General features: G+C 71.2%; 21 protein-coding genes and 1 riboswitch. Of the genes, 1 reads left to right on the forward strand and 20 read right to left on the reverse strand.

The genetic code is table 11. The features are described 5' to 3' along the window. Window positions 1-5 precede the first annotated feature (5 nt). The 9 genes from AB0E88_RS11225 to rpsB all read right to left on the reverse strand — a co-directional run bounded on the left by AB0E88_RS11225 (window position 6) and on the right by rpsB (window position 8,068). Window positions 6-1,094: a thiamine ABC transporter substrate-binding protein gene (locus AB0E88_RS11225; protein WP_361627540.1), complete on the reverse strand. Its 1,089-nt coding sequence runs from the start codon at window positions 1,092-1,094 to the stop codon at window positions 6-8. A gap of 74 nt (window positions 1,095-1,168) precedes the next feature. Next, window positions 1,169-1,277: riboswitch (TPP riboswitch) on the reverse strand. 24 nt (window positions 1,278-1,301) lie between these two features. Continuing rightward, window positions 1,302-2,408 carry a 23S rRNA (adenine(2503)-C(2))-methyltransferase RlmN gene (gene rlmN / locus AB0E88_RS11230; protein WP_361627543.1) on the reverse strand — a complete coding sequence of 369 codons (1,107 nt, stop codon included), beginning with the start codon at window positions 2,406-2,408 and terminating at the stop codon, window positions 1,302-1,304. Window positions 2,409-2,501: 93 nt separating this feature from the next. Continuing rightward, a complete protein-coding gene (locus AB0E88_RS11235) occupies window positions 2,502-2,681 on the reverse strand; it encodes a hypothetical protein (RefSeq protein WP_361627546.1) in 180 nt (59 codons plus the stop codon). A 34-nt stretch (window positions 2,682-2,715) separates the two neighbouring features. Continuing rightward, window positions 2,716-3,165, reverse strand: a complete 450-nt coding sequence (locus AB0E88_RS11240; RefSeq protein ID WP_361627549.1) for an SRPBCC family protein — start codon at window positions 3,163-3,165, stop codon at window positions 2,716-2,718. Window positions 3,166-3,330: 165 nt separating this feature from the next. Beyond that, window positions 3,331-4,518 carry a phosphatidate cytidylyltransferase gene (locus AB0E88_RS11245; RefSeq protein ID WP_361627551.1) on the reverse strand — a complete coding sequence of 396 codons (1,188 nt, stop codon included), beginning with the start codon at window positions 4,516-4,518 and terminating at the stop codon, window positions 3,331-3,333. After that, complete coding sequence (gene frr / locus AB0E88_RS11250) at window positions 4,518-5,075, reverse strand: ribosome recycling factor (RefSeq protein ID WP_361627554.1); 558 nt, start codon at window positions 5,073-5,075, stop codon at window positions 4,518-4,520. The genes AB0E88_RS11245 and frr overlap by 1 nt, the downstream gene beginning before the upstream one ends. Before the next feature lie 144 nt (window positions 5,076-5,219). Then, on the reverse strand, window positions 5,220-5,978 hold the full coding sequence (gene pyrH, locus AB0E88_RS11255; protein WP_361627557.1) for a UMP kinase: 759 nt from the start codon (window positions 5,976-5,978) through the stop codon (window positions 5,220-5,222). 197 nt (window positions 5,979-6,175) lie between these two features. Beyond that, on the reverse strand, window positions 6,176-7,012 hold the full coding sequence (gene tsf, locus AB0E88_RS11260) for a translation elongation factor Ts (RefSeq protein ID WP_361627560.1): 837 nt from the start codon (window positions 7,010-7,012) through the stop codon (window positions 6,176-6,178). Between the two features lie 156 nt (window positions 7,013-7,168). Then, a complete protein-coding gene (rpsB, locus tag AB0E88_RS11265) occupies window positions 7,169-8,068 on the reverse strand; it encodes a 30S ribosomal protein S2 (RefSeq protein ID WP_361627563.1) in 900 nt (299 codons plus the stop codon). 273 nt (window positions 8,069-8,341) lie between these two features. Between rpsB and AB0E88_RS11270 the strand changes: the two genes are divergently transcribed. Beyond that, window positions 8,342-8,926: a M23 family metallopeptidase gene (locus AB0E88_RS11270; RefSeq protein WP_361627566.1), complete on the forward strand. Its 585-nt coding sequence runs from the start codon at window positions 8,342-8,344 to the stop codon at window positions 8,924-8,926. A gap of 264 nt (window positions 8,927-9,190) precedes the next feature. On the opposite strand, the gene AB0E88_RS11275 is transcribed toward AB0E88_RS11270, so the two are convergent. The 11 genes from AB0E88_RS11275 to lepB (AB0E88_RS11325) form a co-directional block, all read right to left on the reverse strand. After that, window positions 9,191-9,748, reverse strand: coding sequence for a helix-turn-helix domain-containing protein (locus AB0E88_RS11275; RefSeq protein ID WP_361628018.1), 558 nt, complete (start codon window positions 9,746-9,748; stop codon window positions 9,191-9,193). Window positions 9,749-9,841: 93 nt separating this feature from the next. Beyond that, on the reverse strand, window positions 9,842-10,684 hold the full coding sequence (whiG, locus tag AB0E88_RS11280; protein ID WP_361627569.1) for an RNA polymerase sigma factor WhiG: 843 nt from the start codon (window positions 10,682-10,684) through the stop codon (window positions 9,842-9,844). Between the two features lie 255 nt (window positions 10,685-10,939). Next, on the reverse strand, window positions 10,940-12,091 hold the full coding sequence (gene dprA, locus AB0E88_RS11285) for a DNA-processing protein DprA (protein ID WP_361627572.1): 1,152 nt from the start codon (window positions 12,089-12,091) through the stop codon (window positions 10,940-10,942). After that, entirely contained in the window at window positions 12,088-13,713 is a 1,626-nt protein-coding gene (locus AB0E88_RS11290; protein ID WP_361627575.1) for a YifB family Mg chelatase-like AAA ATPase, read from the reverse strand. The genes dprA and AB0E88_RS11290 overlap by 4 nt, the downstream gene beginning before the upstream one ends. A gap of 1 nt (window position 13,714) precedes the next feature. Then, entirely contained in the window at window positions 13,715-14,077 is a 363-nt protein-coding gene (locus tag AB0E88_RS11295; protein ID WP_361627578.1) for a YraN family protein, read from the reverse strand. 155 nt (window positions 14,078-14,232) lie between these two features. Continuing rightward, window positions 14,233-14,541, reverse strand: coding sequence for a DUF2469 domain-containing protein (locus AB0E88_RS11300; RefSeq protein ID WP_014675276.1), 309 nt, complete (start codon window positions 14,539-14,541; stop codon window positions 14,233-14,235). 56 nt (window positions 14,542-14,597) lie between these two features. Next, entirely contained in the window at window positions 14,598-15,092 is a 495-nt protein-coding gene (locus tag AB0E88_RS11305) for an NUDIX hydrolase (RefSeq protein WP_361627581.1), read from the reverse strand. After that, the gene (gene lepB / locus AB0E88_RS11310; RefSeq protein ID WP_361627584.1) at window positions 15,082-15,822 is read right to left on the reverse strand and encodes a signal peptidase I; all 741 of its coding nucleotides are present in this window, start codon (window positions 15,820-15,822) and stop codon (window positions 15,082-15,084) included. The genes AB0E88_RS11305 and lepB (AB0E88_RS11310) overlap by 11 nt, the downstream gene beginning before the upstream one ends. A gap of 191 nt (window positions 15,823-16,013) precedes the next feature. Next, window positions 16,014-16,742, reverse strand: a complete 729-nt coding sequence (gene lepB / locus AB0E88_RS11315; RefSeq protein ID WP_361627587.1) for a signal peptidase I — start codon at window positions 16,740-16,742, stop codon at window positions 16,014-16,016. Then, window positions 16,657-17,907, reverse strand: a complete 1,251-nt coding sequence (gene lepB / locus AB0E88_RS11320) for a signal peptidase I (RefSeq protein WP_361628021.1) — start codon at window positions 17,905-17,907, stop codon at window positions 16,657-16,659. Before lepB (AB0E88_RS11320) ends, lepB (AB0E88_RS11315) begins: the two co-directional genes overlap by 86 nt. Further along, window positions 17,900-18,628 (reverse strand): signal peptidase I, encoded by a 729-nt coding sequence (gene lepB / locus AB0E88_RS11325; protein WP_361627590.1) that lies wholly within the window; start codon window positions 18,626-18,628, stop codon window positions 17,900-17,902. The genes lepB (AB0E88_RS11320) and lepB (AB0E88_RS11325) overlap by 8 nt, the downstream gene beginning before the upstream one ends.

Raw genomic sequence — 18,628 nt, forward strand, 5'->3', positions numbered from 1 at the left:
GCGGGCTACTTCAGTACGAGCGAGGTCCACTGCTTGACCCACTGGTCGCGGTGGTCGGCGATCTTGCCGGGGGCGAGGGTCTCGGGGTCCTTGGCGGCGGGGCCGTACTGGGTGAACTCGGCGGGCACCTCGGCGCCGTCGACGACCGGGTAGACGAACATGTTCAGCGGCATGTCCTGCTGGAACTCCTTGGAGACCAGGAAGTCGATCAGCGCCTTGCCGCCCTTGGTGTTCTTCGCGTTGCTGAGCAGCCCGGCGAACTCGATCTGCCGGAAGCAGGTGCCGGTGGCGACACCGGTGGGCGCGGTCTTCGGCTGCGGCTTGGCGAAGACGACCTCGGCGGGCGGGGAGGAGGCGTAGGAGACGACCAGCGGCCGGTCGCCGTGGGCCTTCCTGCCGCCGGCCGAGCCGGAGAACTCCTGGTCGTAGGCCTGCTCCCAGCCGTCGACCACCTTCACGCCGTTGGCCTTCAGCTTCTTCCAGTAGCCCTGCCAGCCGTCGTCGCCGTACTTGGCGGCGGTGCCGAGCAGGAAGCCGAGGCCGGGCGAGGAGGTCGCGGCGTTCTCGGTGACCAGCAGGTTCTTGTACTCCGGCTTGATCAGGTCGTCGAAGGAGGCCGGCGGGGTCAGCTTGTGGTCGGCGAAGTACTTCTTGTCGTAGTTGACGCAGATGTCGCCGTGGTCGATCGGCGTGACCCGGTGCTTGCCCTGGTCCAGCTGGTACTGGGCGCCGATGGTGCCGAGCCCCTTGGCCTGGTACGGCTGGAAGAGGCCGTTGTCCAGGGCGCGGGAGAGCAGGGTGTTGTCGACGCCGAAGAAGACGTCGCCCTGCGGGTTGTCCTTGGTGAGGATGGCCTTGTTGACGGCCTGCCCGGCGTCGCCGTCGGGCAGGACGCGGACCTTGTACCCGGACTGCTTCTCGAAGTCCGCGAGGACGTTCTTGGACACGGCCCATGAGTCGTGGCTGACGAGCGTGACCGTCTTGGACTCGGCGGACGTCTTCTCGCTCCCGCCCGACGACCCGCACGCGGACAGCGTGACGAGGCCGACGCCGACCACCAGGACCGTGGCCTTCTTGGTGATGCTCACTGACATTCCTCCTGGAGTGACCAGGAAGAGACGCGGCCCTGCCCGGGACGCCTCACGGTGTCCCGGGCAGGGCGCAACAGCTCGAGTGATGACCGATCTCCCTACCCAGAATGACCTGGGCGAGGTTCGGAGGGTCTGCGGCCCTGTCCGCCGCACTCTCAGCGCTGTGGCGCTCCCCTGTCGGAATATGTAGATGTACTGACGCCAGTCAGATTACCGCTCGGTGGCGGCGAGCTGACCACACGCCCCGTCGATCTCCTGCCCACGGGTGTCCCGGATGGTCACCGGTACACCATGAGCGGCGATCGCCTCGACGAACGCCTTCTCGTCCTCGGGCCGCGAGGCGGTCCACTTGGACCCCGGGGTCGGGTTGAGCGGGATGAGATTGACGTGCACGGGCTTGCCCTTGAGCAGCCGCCCGAGCCGGTCGCCCCGCCACGCCTGATCGTTGATGTCCCGGATGAGGGCGTACTCGATGGACAGCCGGCGCCCGCTCTTCTCGACGTACTCGAACCCGGCGTCGAGCACCTCGCGCACCTTCCACCGCGTGTTCACGGGGACGAGGGTGTCGCGCAGCTCGTCGTCCGGGGCGTGCAGCGAAATCGCGAGCCGGCACTTGAAGCCCTCGTCGGCGAACCGGTGGATGGCGGGCACGAGCCCGACCGTCGACACGGTGATGCCGCGCTGGGACAGACCGAGACCGTCCGGCGCGGGGTCCGTGAGCGCGCGGATCGCTCCGACCACCCGCTTGTAGTTGGCGAGCGGCTCACCCATGCCCATGAAGACGATGTTGGACAGCCGGGACGCACCGCCGGGGATCTCCCCGTCCCTGAGCGCCCGCATGCCCTCGACGATCTGGTGCACGATCTCGGCGGTGGACAGGTTCCGGTCGAGACCGGCCTGCCCCGTCGCACAGAACGGGCAGTTCATGCCACAGCCCGCCTGCGAGCTGATGCACATGGTGACCCGGTCCGGGTACCGCATCAGCACCGACTCGACGAGCGTCCCGTCGAACAGCCGCCACAGCGTCTTGCGCGTCTCCCCCTCGTCGGTCGACAGATGCCGTACGACGGTCATCAGCTCGGGAAACAGCGCCTCCCGCAGCTTGTCACGCGCACCGGAGGGGATGTCGGTCCACTGCTCCGGGTCGTGCGCGTACCGCGCGAAGTAGTGCTGCGACAGCTGCTTGGCGCGAAACGGCTTCTCCCCGATCTCGGCCACGACCGCCTTGCGCTCGGCGGGCGAGAGATCGGCAAGATGCCGCGGCGGCGACTTCGCTCCGCGCGGCGCGACAAAAGTAAGTTCTCCGGGCTTGGGCATGGTGCTACCAGTGTCGCAGATCGACTCGGGTGGCCCGCTCGGCCGGTGCGGCGCCCTTGCGGTGCGCGGCGGTACGTGCGACGGCCGGGCCCGTCAGTTGAGGAGCGCGCCGATGAACACCGCGACAGTGGAGCCGTAGGACTTCCAGCGGTGCGAGCGGCGGCAGTAGCGGCGGGGCTTGCGGCGCACCGCCTGGTCGATCAGCGTCTTGCACCACTTGCACGGCAGGTCACCGTGGCAGGTGCCGTCGTCCGCGAGTCTCGCCCTCCCCATGATCGCGACTCCAGCCGCCGCCGAGCGGCGGGGTCTACGCGGCCGTGTGCTCCAGGTGCTGCTTGAGCAGCTGCTCGTTGCGCGGGAACTCCTTGCGCACCTGCGGGCGGACGACCAGCGGGATGAGGACCTTGCCGAGGCCGTGGCCCTCGAAGTCGAGGTCCATGGTCAGCCGGGTGCGCCGGCCCTCGTCGACAGGCGTGACCTCACCGCGGAAGGTGCCGCGTACCGTCCCGTCGATGCCGTGCACGCTCCACGAGCGCCCCGGCTCGTACTCGGTGCACTGCATCGTCATGGGAACGTCGCGGCGGCCGAGGTGACGGGTGACCCGGACCCGGGAGCCCACTCCGAACGGGCCGTCGTCGAGCTGCTCGGCTGACACCGCGCTCTCCTGCCAGTCCGGCAGGTGGGCGGGGTCGGTGACGAACGTCCACACCTCGTCGGGGCGGCAGTTGAGAACGATCTCATCGTGGAAACCGGACATGGTGGCCCCCTTTCCAGGGCGAGCCGGTCGGGGCTTACACCCGAAATCGTCCCACCGCACCCGCCCACCGGCCATCCGGCCATCGGGGGGCGGGCGGGGCCTCCACGACGACGAGCCCCGCCCTCCCTGACAGGAGGACGGGGCTTTGAAGGCCGTGCGCGCCGGTCAGCCGGCGCCGACGAACAGCACCAGCAGCAGCCACACCACCGGAGCCGTCGGCAGCAGCGAGTCCAGGCGGTCCATGATGCCCCCGTGCCCGGGGAGCAGCGTGCCCATGTCCTTGATGCCCAGGTCCCGCTTGATCATCGACTCGCCGAGGTCGCCCAGCGTCGCGCTGGCCGCGACCGCGAGACCCAGCAGCAGCCCCTGCCACCAGGTGCCGTCGTCGATCAGGAACTGCAGGCACAGCGCACCGGCGACCATCGCGAACGTCACGGCGCCGAGCAGGCCCTCGCGGGTCTTGCCGGGGCTGATCCGCGGGGCGAGCTTGTGCTTGCCGAAGCGCCATCCGACGGCGTACGCGCCGGTGTCGCTGACCACCGTGAGGAGCAGGAACGTCAGCACGCGCCAGGGGCCGTCGTCGGCGGTGAGCATCATCGCCACGAACGTCGCCAGGAACGGCACGTAGAAGGCCGCGAAGACGCCGGCCGTGACGTCCTTGAGGTAGCCCTCCGGCGGCTCGGTCATCCGCCAGACCAGCACCGCGAGCGCCGTGAGCGCCATGGCGACCCACGCGCCCTCGGCGCCGCGCACATACCCGGCGACAACCATGGCGGCGCCGCCGATCGCGAGCGGCACCAAGGGCGCGCGGATCTCCTTGCGCTCCTGGAGCCTGCTGGTCAGCTCCCACAGGCCGACGACGACGGCGACGGCGATCACGCCGACGAAGACGGCCTTGACGATGAACAGCGAGGCGATGATGACCGCACCGAGCCCGACCCCGACCCCTATGGCGGAGCTCAGGTCGCGACCCGCGCTCTTCTTCTGCGGGGCGGGCGCCGGCTGCGGGGCGTCGGGCATGGGCTCCGGATTCTGCTCGCGGAAGGTGTCGGTACGGACGCGGTGGTCGCGGAGGTCGTCGTCCCGGGCGCTCTCGGCGCGGACGCTTGCACCGCGCGCGTTCTCGTCGCGGAACAAGGGGCCGCTCAGCCGAGCGGCCCCCCGGTCGTCATCCTGGTCTCCGCCATGTGCGGGTCCGTCGGGCACGATGGGCATGGGGCGAGTCTGCTGCGCTTCCTGCGCATCGTACGCGGGACCCGCCGGGCCGGTGCCCGGGACGGGCGCCTGGTCGGCGGGTCCCCAGTACCCGGCCTGCCCGGCGTGGGGCGGTGCCCCCCAGGAAGAGTCGTTCATCAGACCTCGAGCAGTTCCGCTTCCTTGTGCTTGAGAAGCTCGTCCACCTGGGCGACGTACTTCGACGTCAGGTCGTCGAGTTCCTTCTCCGCACGGCGGCCCTCGTCCTCGCCGACCTCGCCGTCCTTGATCAGCTTGTCGATGGCGTCCTTGGCCTTGCGGCGCACGGAGCGGATGGAGACCTTGGCGTCCTCGCCCTTGCCGCGGGCGACCTTGATGTACTCGCGGCGGCGCTCCTCGGTCAGCTCGGGGAACACCACACGGATGATGTTGCCGTCGTTGCTCGGGTTGACGCCGAGGTCGGAGTCGCGGATCGCCTGCTCGATGTTGCGCAGCGCGGTCTTGTCGAACGGGGTCACGACGGCCATGCGCGGCTCCGGCACGGAGAACGAGGCCAGCTGGTTGATCGGCGTCGGCGCGCCGTAGTAGTCGGCCACGATCTTGTTGAACATCGCCGGGTGCGCACGGCCGGTGCGGATCGCGGCGAAGTCCTCCTTGGCGACCACGACGGCCTTCTCCATCTTCTCCTCGGCCTCGAGGAGGGTCTCTTCGATCACCACTTGCTCCTGCGTGTCTTGAGTAGGCCCGGCTGCGGTTCCTGGCTGTGGTCGGCGGCCGGCTGCGTCGCGTCTTCTTCCTGCACGGTTCCCGACCTGCAGGACATTGTCCATCCCCCGGTCAGGGTCGGGGTGAATCCCCGGTCAGTCCCGGCTGCCCTGTTCACCCACGAGCGTGCCGATCTTCTCACCCTTGACGGCGCGGGCGATATTGCCCTCCTTCAGGAGCTCGAAGACCACGATCGGGAGCTTGTTGTCGCGGCAGAGCGTGATGGCCGTGGCATCGGCGACCTTCAGGTCGCGGGTGATGACCTCGCCGTAGCCGAGCGAGTCGAACTTCACGGCGTCCGGGTTGGCCTTCGGGTCGGAGTCGTAGACCCCGTCCACACCGTTCTTGCCCATGAGCAGTGCCTCGGCGTCGATCTCCAGGGCGCGCTGGGCGGCGGTGGTGTCGGTGGAGAAGTACGGCATGCCCATACCGGCGCCGAAGATCACCACACGGCCCTTCTCCAGGTGCCGCACGGCGCGCAGCGGGATGTACGGCTCCGCGACCTGGCCCATGGTGATGGCGGTCTGGACGCGGGAGACGATGCCCTCCTTCTCCAGGAAGTCCTGGAGGGCGAGGCAGTTCATCACGGTGCCGAGCATGCCCATGTAGTCCGAGCGGGCACGGTCCATGCCGCGCTGCTGGAGCTCGGCCCCGCGGAAGAAGTTGCCGCCGCCGATGACGACCGCGACCTGCGCGCCGTCACGCACGACGGCGGCGATCTCGCGGGCGATCGCGTGCACCACGTCCGGGTCGACGCCCAGCCCACCGCCGCCGGAGAAGGCCTCTCCGGACAGCTTCAGCAGAAACCGGCCGCGTACTTTGCCGTCATCGCTCTTGTCGGGCTTGGTGGTCATGGGGATCCCGCCTCTTTCAACGTGGTGCACATGCGAAGAAGGCCATTGCCGGCGGGGCGTGGTTCACATCCCATGCGGCAATGGCCTCCTCGTCAGATCTGCTGCCGTCCGTCACGCGCGCGTGTGACGCCGTGCGCGGACGGCAGGGACGACTGATGTCGACCCTATCGGGGTCGAGCGTCGATCGCCGTACGGACTCAGATGCCGACCTTGATGCGCGCGAAGCGCTTCAGGGTGACACCGGCCTCCTGCAGAACCTTCTCGACGCTCTTCTTGTTGTCCAGCGCGTACGGCTGGCCGAGGAGCGTGGCGTCCTTGAAGAAGCCGTTGAGGCGACCCTCGACGATCTTGGCGATCGCGGCCTCGGGCTTGCCCTCGGCGCGGGTGGTCTCCTCGGCGATGCGGCGCTCGGACTCGACGACCTCGGCCGGGACGTCGTCCTTGGCGAGGTACTTCGGGGCGAAGGCGGCGATGTGCTGCGCGACACCCTTGGCGATCTCGGCGTTCGGCTTGTCCAGCTCGACGAGGACACCGATCTGCGGGGGCAGGTCGGGCATCGTGCGGTGCATGTAGGCGAGCACGAAGCCGTCGGTGAACTGCGCGAAGCGGTCCAGGACGATCTTCTCGCCGAGGTTGGCGTTGGCCTCGTCCACGAACGCCTGGACGGTCTTGCCGGGCTCGATCTCGGAGGCGAGCAGGGCCTCGATGTCGGCCGGGTTCGACTTGGCGACGTGCTCGGCGATCGCGTTGGCGACGGCCTGGAACTTGTCACCCTTGGCGACGAAGTCCGTCTCGCACTTCAGCTCGACCAGGACGCCGGAGGAGTTGTCGTCGGCGATGATCGAGACCACGGCGCCGTTCTCGGCGGAGCGGCCCTCGCGCTTGGCGACGCCCTTCTGGCCCTTGATGCGCAGCGCCTCGACGGCCTTCTCGACGTTGCCCTCGGCCTCGTCCAGCGCCTTCTTGCAGTCCATCATGCCGGCGCCCGTGAGCTCGCGGAGCTTCTTGACGTCGGCGGCGGTGTAGTTCGCCATGAGTCTGTGAGTCTTTCTCGAAGTCTGGAGGATCGACGATCTGCGGGGTGCGGACTCCATGTGCTCGGAGGCCGCTGTCCTGCCGCTGACCTACGGGTGAACGGCGGGAGCGGACTGGATGTCGCCGCTCCCGCCGTCAACGCTGACGCCGACGGGTCAGGCCTGCTCGCCCTCGGCGGCCTTCTCGCCCTCGGCGGCCGGAGCGGCCTCGGCGGCGGGGGCCTCGGCGGCCGGAGCCTCGGCGGCGGGGGCCTCGGCAGCCGGAGCGGCCTCGTCGGCCTTCTTCTCACCCTCGAGCAGGTCGCGCTCCCACTCGGCGAGCGGCTCGCCCGCGGCCTTCTCGCCCTTGTCGCCGGTGGCGACGCCGGAGCGGGCGATGAGGCCCTCGGCGACGGCGTCGGCGATCACACGGGTGAGCAGGGTGACGGAGCGGATCGCGTCGTCGTTGCCCGGGATCTTGTAGTCGACCTCGTCGGGGTCGCAGTTGGTGTCGAGGATCGCGACGACCGGGATGTTCAGCTTCCGGGCCTCACCAACGGCGATGTGCTCCTTCTTGGTGTCCACGATCCAGACGGCGCTGGGCACCTTCTGCATCTCGCGGATACCACCGAGGGTCTTCTCCAGCTTGGCCTTCTCGCGGGAGAGGACCAGGAGCTCCTTCTTGGTCAGACCGGAGGCCGCGACGTCCTCGAAGTCGATCTGCTCGAGCTCCTTCAGGCGCTGCAGGCGCTTGTAGACGGTCGAGAAGTTGGTGAGCATGCCGCCCAGCCAGCGCTGGTTGACGTAGGGCATGCCGACGCGGGTGGCCTGCTCGGCGATGGCCTCCTGCGCCTGCTTCTTCGTGCCGACGAACATGACCGTGCCGCCGTGGGCGACGGTCTCCTTGACGAACTCGTAGGCGCGGTCGATGTACGACAGCGACTGGAGCAGGTCGATGATGTAGATGCCGTTGCGCTCGGTGAAGATGAAGCGCTTCATCTTCGGGTTCCAGCGACGGGTCTGGTGACCGAAGTGGACGCCGCTCTCCAGCAGCTCCCGCATCGTGACGACGGCCATGGCCGTATCTCCTTGAGTTCTCGGTTGTGCCGCGTCCGCCGGACGGCGGTCGCGCCTGACGCCCGCGGTGCGCCGTGCCACGAAGGACCGAGGGGCGCTGATACGGACCGTTTCCGGTGGCCGTAGCGGGGCGTGCGAAGTCGACCCGGTGACCCGGATCGCCAGAAGAAGTGTACGGGACCGGCGGGGTGCCGGGTGACGCCGCTGTCCACAACCCGGGAGCCGTCCACAGGTCCCGGCCGACGCCGCGCGGGGTGCGGGACCGTCTGAGGCATGGGGACACGGCGATGTGCAGGGGTGATGTGGGCGGTGCTGCTGGGGCTGGTGGTGACGGTCCTGGCCCCGCTGGCGTGGGCGCAGGCGCCGCCGCCCGGGCCGTCGGGCACGGGCGGGCGGGTGCCGGCGGTGGCGACGACCTGGCCGGTCGGCGTCCGCCCGCGCATCCTCCGCGGCTGGTCGCCTCCCGCTTCCCCGTACGGCCCGGGTCACCGCGGAGTCGACCTGGCGGCTCCGGCGGGCGCTCCGGTCCGGTCGGTGGCGGCGGGCCGGGTGTCCTTCGCGGGGCGGGTGGCGGGGAGGGGCGTGGTGTCGGTGGAGCTGCGCGGGACGGGCACGCCGCCCCTCAGGACGACGTACGAGCCGGTACGGGCGTCGGTGCGGGCGGGCGACGAGGTGGCGGCGGGCGCGGTGATCGGCGCCGTGGAGCCGGCGGGCGGCCACTGTACGCTGCCGTGCGTGCACTGGGGCCTGCGCAGAGCCGGGACCTACCTGGACCCGCTGCTGCTGCTCCCGCCCCAGCTGCGCAACGGGGGGCCGTCGAGGCTGCTGCCGGTGCTGGGGGTGCCACTGCCGCCGTGACGCGTCGAGGCCGCTGGCGGTGCTCGGGATGCCACTGCCCTCGTGACGCATCGAGGCCGCTGGCGGTGCTCGGGATGCCACTGCCGTCGTGACGCCGTCGGAGTCGCGGGCCCCGCCCCGGAGGCCGCTCAGCCCCGCACGCCCCGCACGCCCCGCAGGACCATCGCCACTGCCGTCGTGACGCGTCAAGGCCGCTGCCGGTGCTGGGGGCTGCCAGTGCCGCCGTGACGCCGCCGGAAGCGCGGGCCCCGCACCGGAGGCGGCTCAGCCCCGCACGCCCCGCAGGACCATCGCCACGGCCGCCTCCGCGATCACCGACGGCTCCTCCGCCGCCCCCAGCTCCAGGCGCCGCACCGCGGCGTCCACGACGCCCTGCACGAGCATCGCGGCCAGCCGGGCCTCCGCGTGCCCCAGTTCCTCCAGGGCCTCGACGATCAGCGCGACGAGCCCTCCGTGGGCGGCGCGGATCTTCTCCCGGGCTCCCGCCTCCAGCTCGCTCGCGGAGATGGCGACCACGGCGCGGTGCCGCCGGTCCCCCACCAGCTCCAGCTGTGTGCGTACGTACGCCTCGACCTTGGCCTCCGGCCCGTCCGCCGCGGCCATCGCCGCCGACACCTCGGCCGCCCACACGGGGAAGTCGACCGCGCACAGCTCCTCGACCACGGCCGCCCGCGACCGGAAGTACTCGTACACGGACGAGCGCGCGAGCCCCGTGCGCTCGGCGAGAGCCGGGAAGGTCAGCGCTTCGGTGCCGCCCTCGGACAGCAGGGAACGCGCCGCGTCCAGCAGGGCGGCACGCTGCATCGACCGGTGCTCGGCCACGGAGGCCGCTCGAATCCTTGGCACGTCAACCACTCTACGGACGCGCCACCCGGGACGGGAGTCACTCACCGGCCCCGGCTGCCCGGCGGCGCCTCAGCGGCCGAAACCGGCCAGTTTCGCCCGCAGCTGGAGCACCGACTTGGTGTGGATCTGGCTGACCCGGCTCTCGGTCACCCCGAGCACGTTGCCGATCTCCGCCAGCGTGAGCCCCTCGTAGTAGTACAGCGTGACGACGGTCTTCTCCCGCTCGGGCAGCGTGTTGATCGCCCGCGCGAGAAAGCGTCGCAGCTCACGGTCCTCGGCGACCTCCACCGGGTTGTCGGCGGCGGTGTCCTCCAGCGTGTCCATCAGGCTCAGCCGGTCGCCGCTCTCCCCGCCGACATGCAGCAGCTCCTCCAGCGCCACGACGTTGGCCAGCGACAACTGGCTGAACACCGCGTGCAGTTCCTCCACCGCGATGCCCAGCTCGGCGGCGACCTCCTGCTCGCTCGGCGTGCGCCGCAGGCGTGCCTCCAGCGTGGCGTAGGCCCGCTCGACGTTGCGCGCCTTCTGCCGCACCGAGCGCGGGATCCAGTCCAGCGCCCGCAGCTCGTCGATCATGGCGCCACGGATCCGGGTGATCGCGTACGTCTCGAACTTGATCTCCCGGTCGATGTCGAACTTCTCGATCGCGTCGATCAGTCCGAACACCCCGGAGGAGACGAAGTCGGCCTGCTCCACATTGGGCGGCAGCCCCACGCTCACCCGGCCGGCCACGTACTTGACCAGCGGCGAGTAGTGCAGGATCAGCTGTTCCCGCAGCCGTTCGTCTCCGGTCGCCTTGTACGACCGCCAGAGCTCGTCGAGCGTCGAGGGAGCGGGCGGCCGCACGCTGCCACCGTCACGGGCGGCTTGGGGGATCGCCGCCCGGTCGGACCCGGAAGTGTGCTGGGGCATTCGTCGCCTAGTGCCGTTCTGCTGTGCCGTACGCGTGAAAGCGGGGATGTCGTAGCCGATCCTCGTGAGCGTAGCGTGACTGAAGGATCGCGGTGTGCGAAGAAAGCGTCCCGGAGGATCCGCAGATACGTTCCGCTGGACGTCCCGGCGGAGTGCTGCGGTCACCGCGCGCGCTGTCCACCGGGCGCCAACTCGCCGCTGTTTCCCCGGCCTTCGCCCTTCCCCCGGACGGCCGAACGACCCCCGCCGGCCGGGTCAGCGGGCGCCTCTGGCGGACACCACGGCCTGGCGTGTCAACTTCCAGTCGTCGCCGTGTCGTTCGACGTAACCGAGGGCTCTGAGTTCGTACAGCCTCGCGATCGCGTCGTCCTGCGTGGTCTGCGCGTGGCGTGCGATGTCGGACGGCGAGGCGGCACTGCGGCCGGGCAGCGCGGCCAGCACCCGTCGGGCACCGGCGGCCAGCAGATCCCGCGGCAGCACCGGGCCGGTGCGCTCCGGAGCCAGCTCCCCGATGTCGCCGACCAGTTCGACGACCTCCGCCGCGTCGGTGACCAGGGTGGCGCCGCCGCGCAGCAGTTCGTGCACTCCCGACGACAGGCCGCTGGTGGCGGGTCCGGGTACTCCTATCGTGTGACGGCCGAGACGCTGCGCGGCCCGCGCGGTGACCAGGGAGCCGCTGCGGTATGCCGCCTCGACGACCACGCTGCCCCGGGTCAGCGCGGCGATGACCCGGTTGCGCAGGACGAACCGGCTCGGCGTCGGGTGCTCCCCCGGCGGCAGCTCACCGACCACCAGCCCCTGCTCGGCGATCCGGTTGATCAGCTCGGTGTGTCCGCGCGGGTAGGGCCGGTCGACGCCGCAGGCCAGGACGGCCACGGTGGCGCCGCCCGCGCCGAGCGCCCCGCGGTGGGCGGCGCCGTCGATGCCGTAGGCGCCGCCGGAGACGACGACCCACCCCCGCTCGGCGAGGCCGGCGGCGAGGGTGGCCGCCATGTGGGCTCCGTACTCGGTGCAGGCACGGGCGCCGACGACCGCGACGGACTTCAGCGCCCACATGCGCAGACTGGGCCGGCCGCGCACCCACAGCCCGACCGGGCGGGCGTCGCCGAGGTCGTCCAGCTGCCCGGGCCACTCGGAGCTGCCGGGGGCCACGAACCGCACACCGGCGGCCTGCGCGGCGGCGAGGTCCGCCTCCGGCTCGGCCCGCCCGGCGCGGGCCAGCAGCCCGGCCCACCGCTGTGCGCTCACCCCGGGCAGGGCGGGCCCGCCGGCCCGCAGCCGCCGCACCACCTCCCCCACCCCGAACTCCCGCACCCACCGCCCGCCGGCCTCGTCGCCCGGCTCGACGACCCTGGTGAGGAAGACCCGGCCGAGCAGGTCCTCGGCCGGTCCGGGGCCGCCGGTCATGCGAGCGCTCCGATGGCCATCGGGACCCCGCGCGGGACGCCGGTGCGCAGCTGCAGCGCCAGGGCCACGTCGGTCGCGTCGGGCCGGTCGTGGCCGACGAGGTCGGCGACCGTCCAGGCCACCCGCAGGACGCGGTCCAGCCCACGGGCCGTGAGCACCCCGCGTTCCAGGCTGCGTTCGGCGTCGTCCATGGCCCCCGGCGCGGCGTGCCAGCGGGTGCGCAGCTCGCGGCCGGGGACCTCGCTGTTGGTGCGCCACGGGGTGCCCGCGAGGCGGGCCGCCGCCCGCTCCCGGGCCGTCCGGACCCGTGCGGCGACCGTGGCCGTCGACTCGCCTCCGGGACCGCTCCGGGCGAGTTCGGCCCGGCCCACCGGGTCCACCTCGACCCGCAGGTCGACCCGGTCGAGCAGCGGGCCGGAGATCCTCGCCTGGTAGCGGCGGATCACCGAGGGCGGGCAGTCGCACAGGCTGTCCCGGAGCGAGAAGCGCCCGCAGGGGCACGGGTTGGCCGCGAGCACCATCAGGAACCTCGCCGGGAAACGCACCACGCCGGCACTGCGCGCGATCACCACGTGCCCCGACTCCAGCGGCTGCCGCAGCGCGTCCAGGGCATGGCTGCTGAACTCGGGTGTCTCGTCCAGGAACAGCACGCCCCGGTGGGCCAGCGAGACGGCGCCGGGCCGGGCGATGTTCGCACCGCCGCCGACGAGCGACTGCATGGTCGCCGAGTGGTGCGGGGCGCAGTAGGGCGCGACGTCGATCAGCGGTTTTCCGGGTGGCAGCAGCCCGGCCACCGAGTGCACGGCCGTGACCTCCAGCGACTCCTGCCGGGTCAGCCGGGGCAGGACGGCGGGCAGCCGCTCGGCGAGCATGGTCTTGCCCGCTCCGGGCGGCCCTTCGAGGAACAGGTGGTGCCCGCCGGCCGCGGCCACCTCCACCGCCGTACGCGCCGAGATCTGGCCGACGACGTCGGCGAGGTCATGGCCGGCGTCCTGCTGGGCTGCTCCCATGCTGTGCATGCCGGTGGCCGCGCCGGTGCCGGGGATGCGCAGCCCGGCCAGCAGCGGGTCGGGCCGGCCCAGCTCGTCGGGCTCCTCCTCGGGGACGGGCTCGTCGGTGAGGACAGCGATCAGCTGGCGCAGGCTGCGCACGCCGAGCACCGACACCCCGGGCACCAGCGACGCCTCGGCGGCGGCGCACTCCGGGACGACCACCTGTTCGTAGCCCGCGTCCGCCGCGGCGAGGACGGCCGGAAGGATGCCGCGCACCGGCCGCACCCGCCCGTCCAGCCCCAGCTCTCCGATCATCACGATGTCGCAGAGCACCCGGGGATCGATCCGCTCGGCGGCCCCGAGGACGGCGCAGGCGACGGCCAGGTCGAATCCGCTGCCCGCCTTCGGCACCGAGGCGGGCGAGAGTCCGACGGTGAGCTTCTTCTGCGGCCACTCGGCCCCGCTGTTGACCACCGCCGCCCGCACCCGGTCGCGGCTCTCCGTCAGGCTCTTGTCCGGGAGGCCGACCAGGGTGAACGCGGCGACGCCCGGTTCGAGGTCGGCCTGGACCTCCACGACGACGCCCTCGACGCCGACCAGGGCCACGGAACACGTGCGCGCGAAGCCCATGTCAGGCCACCCCCCGCACATGCTCGACGATCGGCGCGCCCCGCCGCGGCAGGATCACGCCGACGACGTCGATGCGGACGCCGCCCGGCGGTGCCCCGCCGTGGGCCTGGATCCAGCGCTCGGCCAGCGCGCGCAGCCGCTCGGCCTTCTCCGGGGTCACGGCGGCCATCGGATGCTCGAAGGAGCCGTCCCTGCGGGTCTTGACCTCGCAGACGACCAGGACGTCGCCGTCCCGCGCCACGATGTCGATCTCTCCGGACCGTCCGGCCCGCCAGTTGCGCTCCAGGACCGCGTGGCCGGTCTCGGTCAGCCGCCGTGCGGCCAGGGTCTCTCCGTACCTGCCGAGGGCACTGCGTGCGTTCATGTCGGCACCACCTCCGGCGCCAACGATCACGCACCCGCCACCAAGAAGTGGATCTTGGTGGACAGCTGACCGGTTGTGGAGAACTCAGTCACCCACACGGGTGACACAGAGACCCAGCGAACCCCGGCAGCACACCCCCGCAACGCACCCCGGCATCAGCCGCCGGGCAGCTCCAGGTCGCTCTTGTTCAGCTCTTCGATGTTCACGTCCTTGAACGTGAGCACGCGGACCTGCTTCACGAAGCGGGCCGGCCGGTACATGTCCCAGACCCAGGCATCCGCCATCGTCACCTCGAAGAACACCTCGCCCTGGACCGAGTGCACCTGCATCTCGTAGTCGTTGGTCAGGTAGAAGCGCCGCTCGGTCTCGATCACGTATTTGAACAGACCGACGACATCGCGGTACTCCCGGTAGAGCTTGAGCTCCATCTCGGTCTCGTACTTCTCGAGGTCCTCGGCGCTCATGGCATGTTCCCCTTCAGCCGTGCGGTCCCACCATTGTGCGCCAGTCCCGCGCGCCTCTAGACGATTTCCGTGTCCAGGGTCACGGGCCGGCCCGGAGGACCTTCGTCGAGCAGAGTGCGCAGCAGCCCGGCGAGTCTGGTCGGATACACCGTCTCATGCGTTCCGGTCAGTTCCGCACAGGACCACCACCTCGCTCCCGCGACGCTGCGCCGTTCCAGCTCCGTCAGCGCGAGCGCCCGGGTCGCCGTCGTCGTCGTACGGGCCAGGAAGTACCACTCGTCCTGGTCCCAGCGGCGGCCCGCGAACGGGAACGAGCACGTCCGCCGCCACAGCACCGGGCCCAGGTCGACCTCGGTGATGCCCGTCTCCTCGGCGAGTTCCCGCAGTGCGGCCTCCTCACGGGTCTCGTCGCCCTCCAGGCCGCCACCGGGGGTGAACCACCAGTCGTCGGCCGGGTCGTCCGGCTCATGGCCGTGCAGCAGCAGCACCCGGTCGTCCGGATCGAGCAGCACCACCCGCGCCACCTTGCGCAGCGCCCCGTCAGCGGACACCGGCGGGCTCCGTCCGCGCGGCGGGGCGGGCGCGGCGCGACGCGCGCTTGGCGATCGGTCCGTAGGCCCCGCCCGCGAGCACCAGCACCGCGCCGGCGACGATCACGGTGACGACGGAGCGCAGCGGCCCCGGCTCGGACAGCGCGCCGAGCGGCTCGAAACCGGTGGGGCGGGCCAGCATGCCCTTCATGGGCCATACGACGGCGTCGACGCGTGCGGTCACGGCGCTCTCGTCGACCGTGCCTCGGGCGGCGTCGGTGAGGTGGGCCGTGGAGTCCAGTGAGCCCTGCCGCTCGTCACCGAGGAGGAACAGCCGGCCCTTGGGGACGGTCACCTTCGGAAAGTTCATGATCTCGGCAGGGGTGCCCTTGGCCAGATACGGCTCGTCGATCTGCTTGCCGTTGACCGTCAGCTTGCCGTCGGTGCAGCAGGCGACGGTGTCCCCGCCGACCGCGACGACACGCTTGACCACGGGGGCGTTCGACACCCACGTCTTGTCGGTGAACACGACGACGTCACCACGGCGCACCTCACTGCCGTCGACCCGGTGGGCCAGCACCCGGTCACCGACGTCGATCGTCGGCGTCATCGACGGCGTCGGCACGGTGTACGGCCGGTAGACGACCGCGCCCCAGGCGAACCCGCCCAGGAACAACACCATCCCCAGCGCGACGGCAAGCCCGGAGATCCGCTGCCCCGCCTTGCCGCCACCACGTATGCGCGCACCCATGGCCACGCACCCTACCGTGGGTCACCCCCGCCGGGGAGGCCCCACCTCGGGCACCTCCCGGGCGCGGAGACCCGGGTGACCGGCCCCCGCTCGTCCGGAGACCACGCGGCTGGCCGGAAGAGCTCAGCGCCACACACGGCCGACCGGCCGGCGGGCTTCAGCGCCGCACACGGCCGACCGGCCGGAAGAGCTCAGCGCCGACGCCGCCGCCACAGAGCCACCGGCACCACACCCGCCAGGACCGCCGCGTCCGGCGCGGCGGGCAGCACCGAGGACACCGACGCCGCCGAAGAGGACGCCTGCTGCCCCAGTCCCGGCTGGTCGAACGTGTCCGGCACCGGCAGCGTCCCCCACCGGTTGATCGGCCACGCCTTGACGATCGCGCGGCCCACGACGTCCTTCACCGGGACCATGCCGTGGTGCTTGTCGTTCTGGTTGTACCGCGAGTCCTTCGAGTCCTGCCGGTGGTCGCCCATGACCCAGATGTAGCCCTTGGGCACCTTCACCTTGAACGTTCCGCCGCCCTGGTCGTCGGAGCACGGCGTGTTCCCGGCGTAGACGTAGTCCTGCTCGTTCAGCGCGTGGCCGTTGACCTTGAGCGGCCCGGTGCCCTTGCACTCGATGGTGTCGCCGCCGACCCCGATGACCCGCTTGATCAGGTCCTTCTCCTCGGCCGACGGCATCAGGCCGATCCAGCTGAGCACCTTCTGCACGGCGTTGGGGTTGGCGGTCGCCTCTCCCGCCAGCCAGTTGTCCGGGTCGTGGAAGACGACGACCTCGCCGCGCTCGGGCTCGGACCCGAACCAGGGCGTCAGCTTGTCGACGAGGACCCGGTCACCCTCCTGCAGCGTGTTCTGCATCGACGCCGAGGGGATGGAGAACGCCTGCACCAGGAACGTCTTGATCAGCAACGCCAGCACGAGCGCGATCCCGATGAGGATCGGCAGTTCCTTCCAGAAGGAGCGCGGCTTCCTCGGCCCGGCAGCCCCTGCCGCCGCGTCCTGTGACGCCGTCCGCCCTGCCTCGCCCGGCACCGTGCCGTCCTCCATCACGTCGGAGTCGTTCCCTGAAGTCCCCGAAGCCACATCCCCCACGCCAACTCCTCACTCTGTGTCGCCGCCTGCCCCGTGCGAGACGCAGGCCCACCACTCCCATAACGAGCGGGAGTTCCGCAGGGCTCGGGAGCTGGAACATTTCGTTGTGATCCACCGGATCGACGGAAGCAACCCTATGCGACACCGCGCCGGCCCCGGCCGCAGCGCCCCGCAAGGACGCATACCCCGGCGGCTCGTCCAGCGTGCTCCAGTGGCCGAGCGGCCAGGCGATGACCATGGCCCGTCCGACCACCTCGTCCTCGGAGACCGTACCGCCGTAGTCGGTGTCCTGGTGCGAGCGGGAGTCGGCGGAGTTGGAGCGGTGGTCGCCCATCACCCACAGCCGCCCCGGCGGAACGGTGATGTCGAAGGGCGTGTCGGAGGGGGTGTCACCGGGGTTCAGATAGTCCTCGTTCAGGGGAACGCCGTTGACGGTGATCCGCCCTTGCGCGTCGCAACACTTCACATGATCCCCACCGACCCCGACCACCCGCTTGATGAGGTCCTTCTCGTTGTCCGACGGCAGCAGCCCGATGAACGTCAGTCCCTCCTTGAGCTGCTTCACCACGACCGGGTCGTCCTTCTTGACCGTCGTCTGCTCGTCCCGCAGCCACCCGCCGGGGTCCTTGAACACCACGACGTCCCCACGCTGCGGCTTGGAACCGAACCACGGGGTGAACTTGTCGACGAGGACCCGGTCGCCGATGCGGATCGTCTGCTCCATCGAGCCGGACGGGATCACGAACGCCTGGACGAGGAAGGTCTTCAGCACCAGAGCGATCAGTACGGCGACCCCCACCAGCAGGGGGATCTCCTTCACGGCGCTGCGTCGGCGCTTGCGCTTGACCTTGCGCTGGAGCCGGCGCCGCTCGGCCCGCGTACGGCCCCCGGCCGGGGCCCGGGTGGGGGCGGAGGCACGACGCGCACCGGTGGGCAGCGGATCGTCCGCTCCCGCCGCGGCGACGCTCCGCCGTCGGCCACGGTTACCCATGCACGCCCCCCGCACCGCCGTGGACGCCCGCCACGCTGCCGGCGGCCTCCGGCACGCGCGCGTACGCCCCCGCCCGCTCCAGCCGCGCCGCGTGCCCCAGCGGCCATACGATCCAGTCGGCGCGCCCGATGACGTCACCGACCGGCACCATGCCGCCGCCGGGCGAGCCGAGGTGGTCGCGGGAGTCGCTGGAGTCGCCGCGGTGGTCGCCGAGCACGAAGAGCCGGCCGGCGGGCACCACGACGTCGAAGGTCACCGTGGAAGGGCTGTTCCCGGGGTACAGGAACGCCGACTCGTCGACCGACCGGCCGTTCACCCGGATCCTCCCTTCCTGGTCGCAGCAGACCACGTGGTCTCCCCCCACACCGACGACGCGCTTGACGTAGTCGCCGTCCCCGAAGGAGTCGCTGCCGTCGAACACGACGACGTCCCCGCGCCGCGGCTCGGCTCCGAAACGGTACGCCAACTCATTTACGAGAACCCTGTCCCCGATCCTCAACCCCGGCTCCATGGAACCGGAGGGAATCTGGAACGGCCGCACCACGAAGACGTTGAGGAGCAGCAGGAAGACCAGGCAGACGAGCAGGGTCAGGCTGATACGACCGCCGGGGAGCCACGCGGCGATCCGGTCCGGCAACGCGAAACGCGACCGTCCCTCCCCACCCGCCGCTGCGGGTTCGGAGGAGCGGTCGCGCTCCGTCGGCTGTGCTTCGGTGTCCAT

The organism is Streptomyces sp. NPDC028635, from assembly GCF_040637635.1.
Lineage (GTDB): Bacteria > Actinomycetota > Actinomycetes > Streptomycetales > Streptomycetaceae > Streptomyces.

Bases quoted from the DNA above. Each gene is read 5' to 3' on its own strand.
- tsf (WP_361627560.1), bottom strand. From the start codon at position 7,012: ATGGCGAACTACACCGCCGCCGACGTCAAGAAGCTCCGCGAGCTCACG.
- AB0E88_RS11295 (WP_361627578.1), bottom strand. From the start codon at position 14,077: ATGAACGCACGCAGTGCCCTCGGCAGGTACGGAGAGACCCTGGCCGCA.
- whiG (WP_361627569.1), bottom strand. From the start codon at position 10,684: ATGCCCCAGCACACTTCCGGGTCCGACCGGGCGGCGATCCCCCAAGCC.
- rpsB (WP_361627563.1), bottom strand. From the start codon at position 8,068: ATGGCCGTCGTCACGATGCGGGAGCTGCTGGAGAGCGGCGTCCACTTC.
- rlmN (WP_361627543.1), bottom strand. From the start codon at position 2,408: ATGCCCAAGCCCGGAGAACTTACTTTTGTCGCGCCGCGCGGAGCGAAG.
- lepB (WP_361628021.1), bottom strand. From the start codon at position 17,907: ATGGGTAACCGTGGCCGACGGCGGAGCGTCGCCGCGGCGGGAGCGGAC.
- AB0E88_RS11290 (WP_361627575.1), bottom strand. From the start codon at position 13,713: ATGGGCTTCGCGCGCACGTGTTCCGTGGCCCTGGTCGGCGTCGAGGGC.
- dprA (WP_361627572.1), bottom strand. From the start codon at position 12,091: ATGACCGGCGGCCCCGGACCGGCCGAGGACCTGCTCGGCCGGGTCTTC.
- lepB (WP_361627590.1), bottom strand. From the start codon at position 18,628: ATGGACACCGAAGCACAGCCGACGGAGCGCGACCGCTCCTCCGAACCC.
- pyrH (WP_361627557.1), bottom strand. From the start codon at position 5,978: ATGACCACCAAGCCCGACAAGAGCGATGACGGCAAAGTACGCGGCCGG.
- AB0E88_RS11245 (WP_361627551.1), bottom strand. From the start codon at position 4,518: ATGAACGACTCTTCCTGGGGGGCACCGCCCCACGCCGGGCAGGCCGGG.
- lepB (WP_361627584.1), bottom strand. From the start codon at position 15,822: ATGGGTGCGCGCATACGTGGTGGCGGCAAGGCGGGGCAGCGGATCTCC.
- AB0E88_RS11225 (WP_361627540.1), bottom strand. From the start codon at position 1,094: ATGTCAGTGAGCATCACCAAGAAGGCCACGGTCCTGGTGGTCGGCGTC.
- AB0E88_RS11235 (WP_361627546.1), bottom strand. From the start codon at position 2,681: ATGGGGAGGGCGAGACTCGCGGACGACGGCACCTGCCACGGTGACCTG.
- AB0E88_RS11300 (WP_014675276.1), bottom strand. From the start codon at position 14,541: ATGAGCGCCGAGGACCTCGAGAAGTACGAGACCGAGATGGAGCTCAAG.
- AB0E88_RS11240 (WP_361627549.1), bottom strand. From the start codon at position 3,165: ATGTCCGGTTTCCACGATGAGATCGTTCTCAACTGCCGCCCCGACGAG.
- AB0E88_RS11270 (WP_361627566.1), top strand. From the start codon at position 8,342: ATGGGGACACGGCGATGTGCAGGGGTGATGTGGGCGGTGCTGCTGGGG.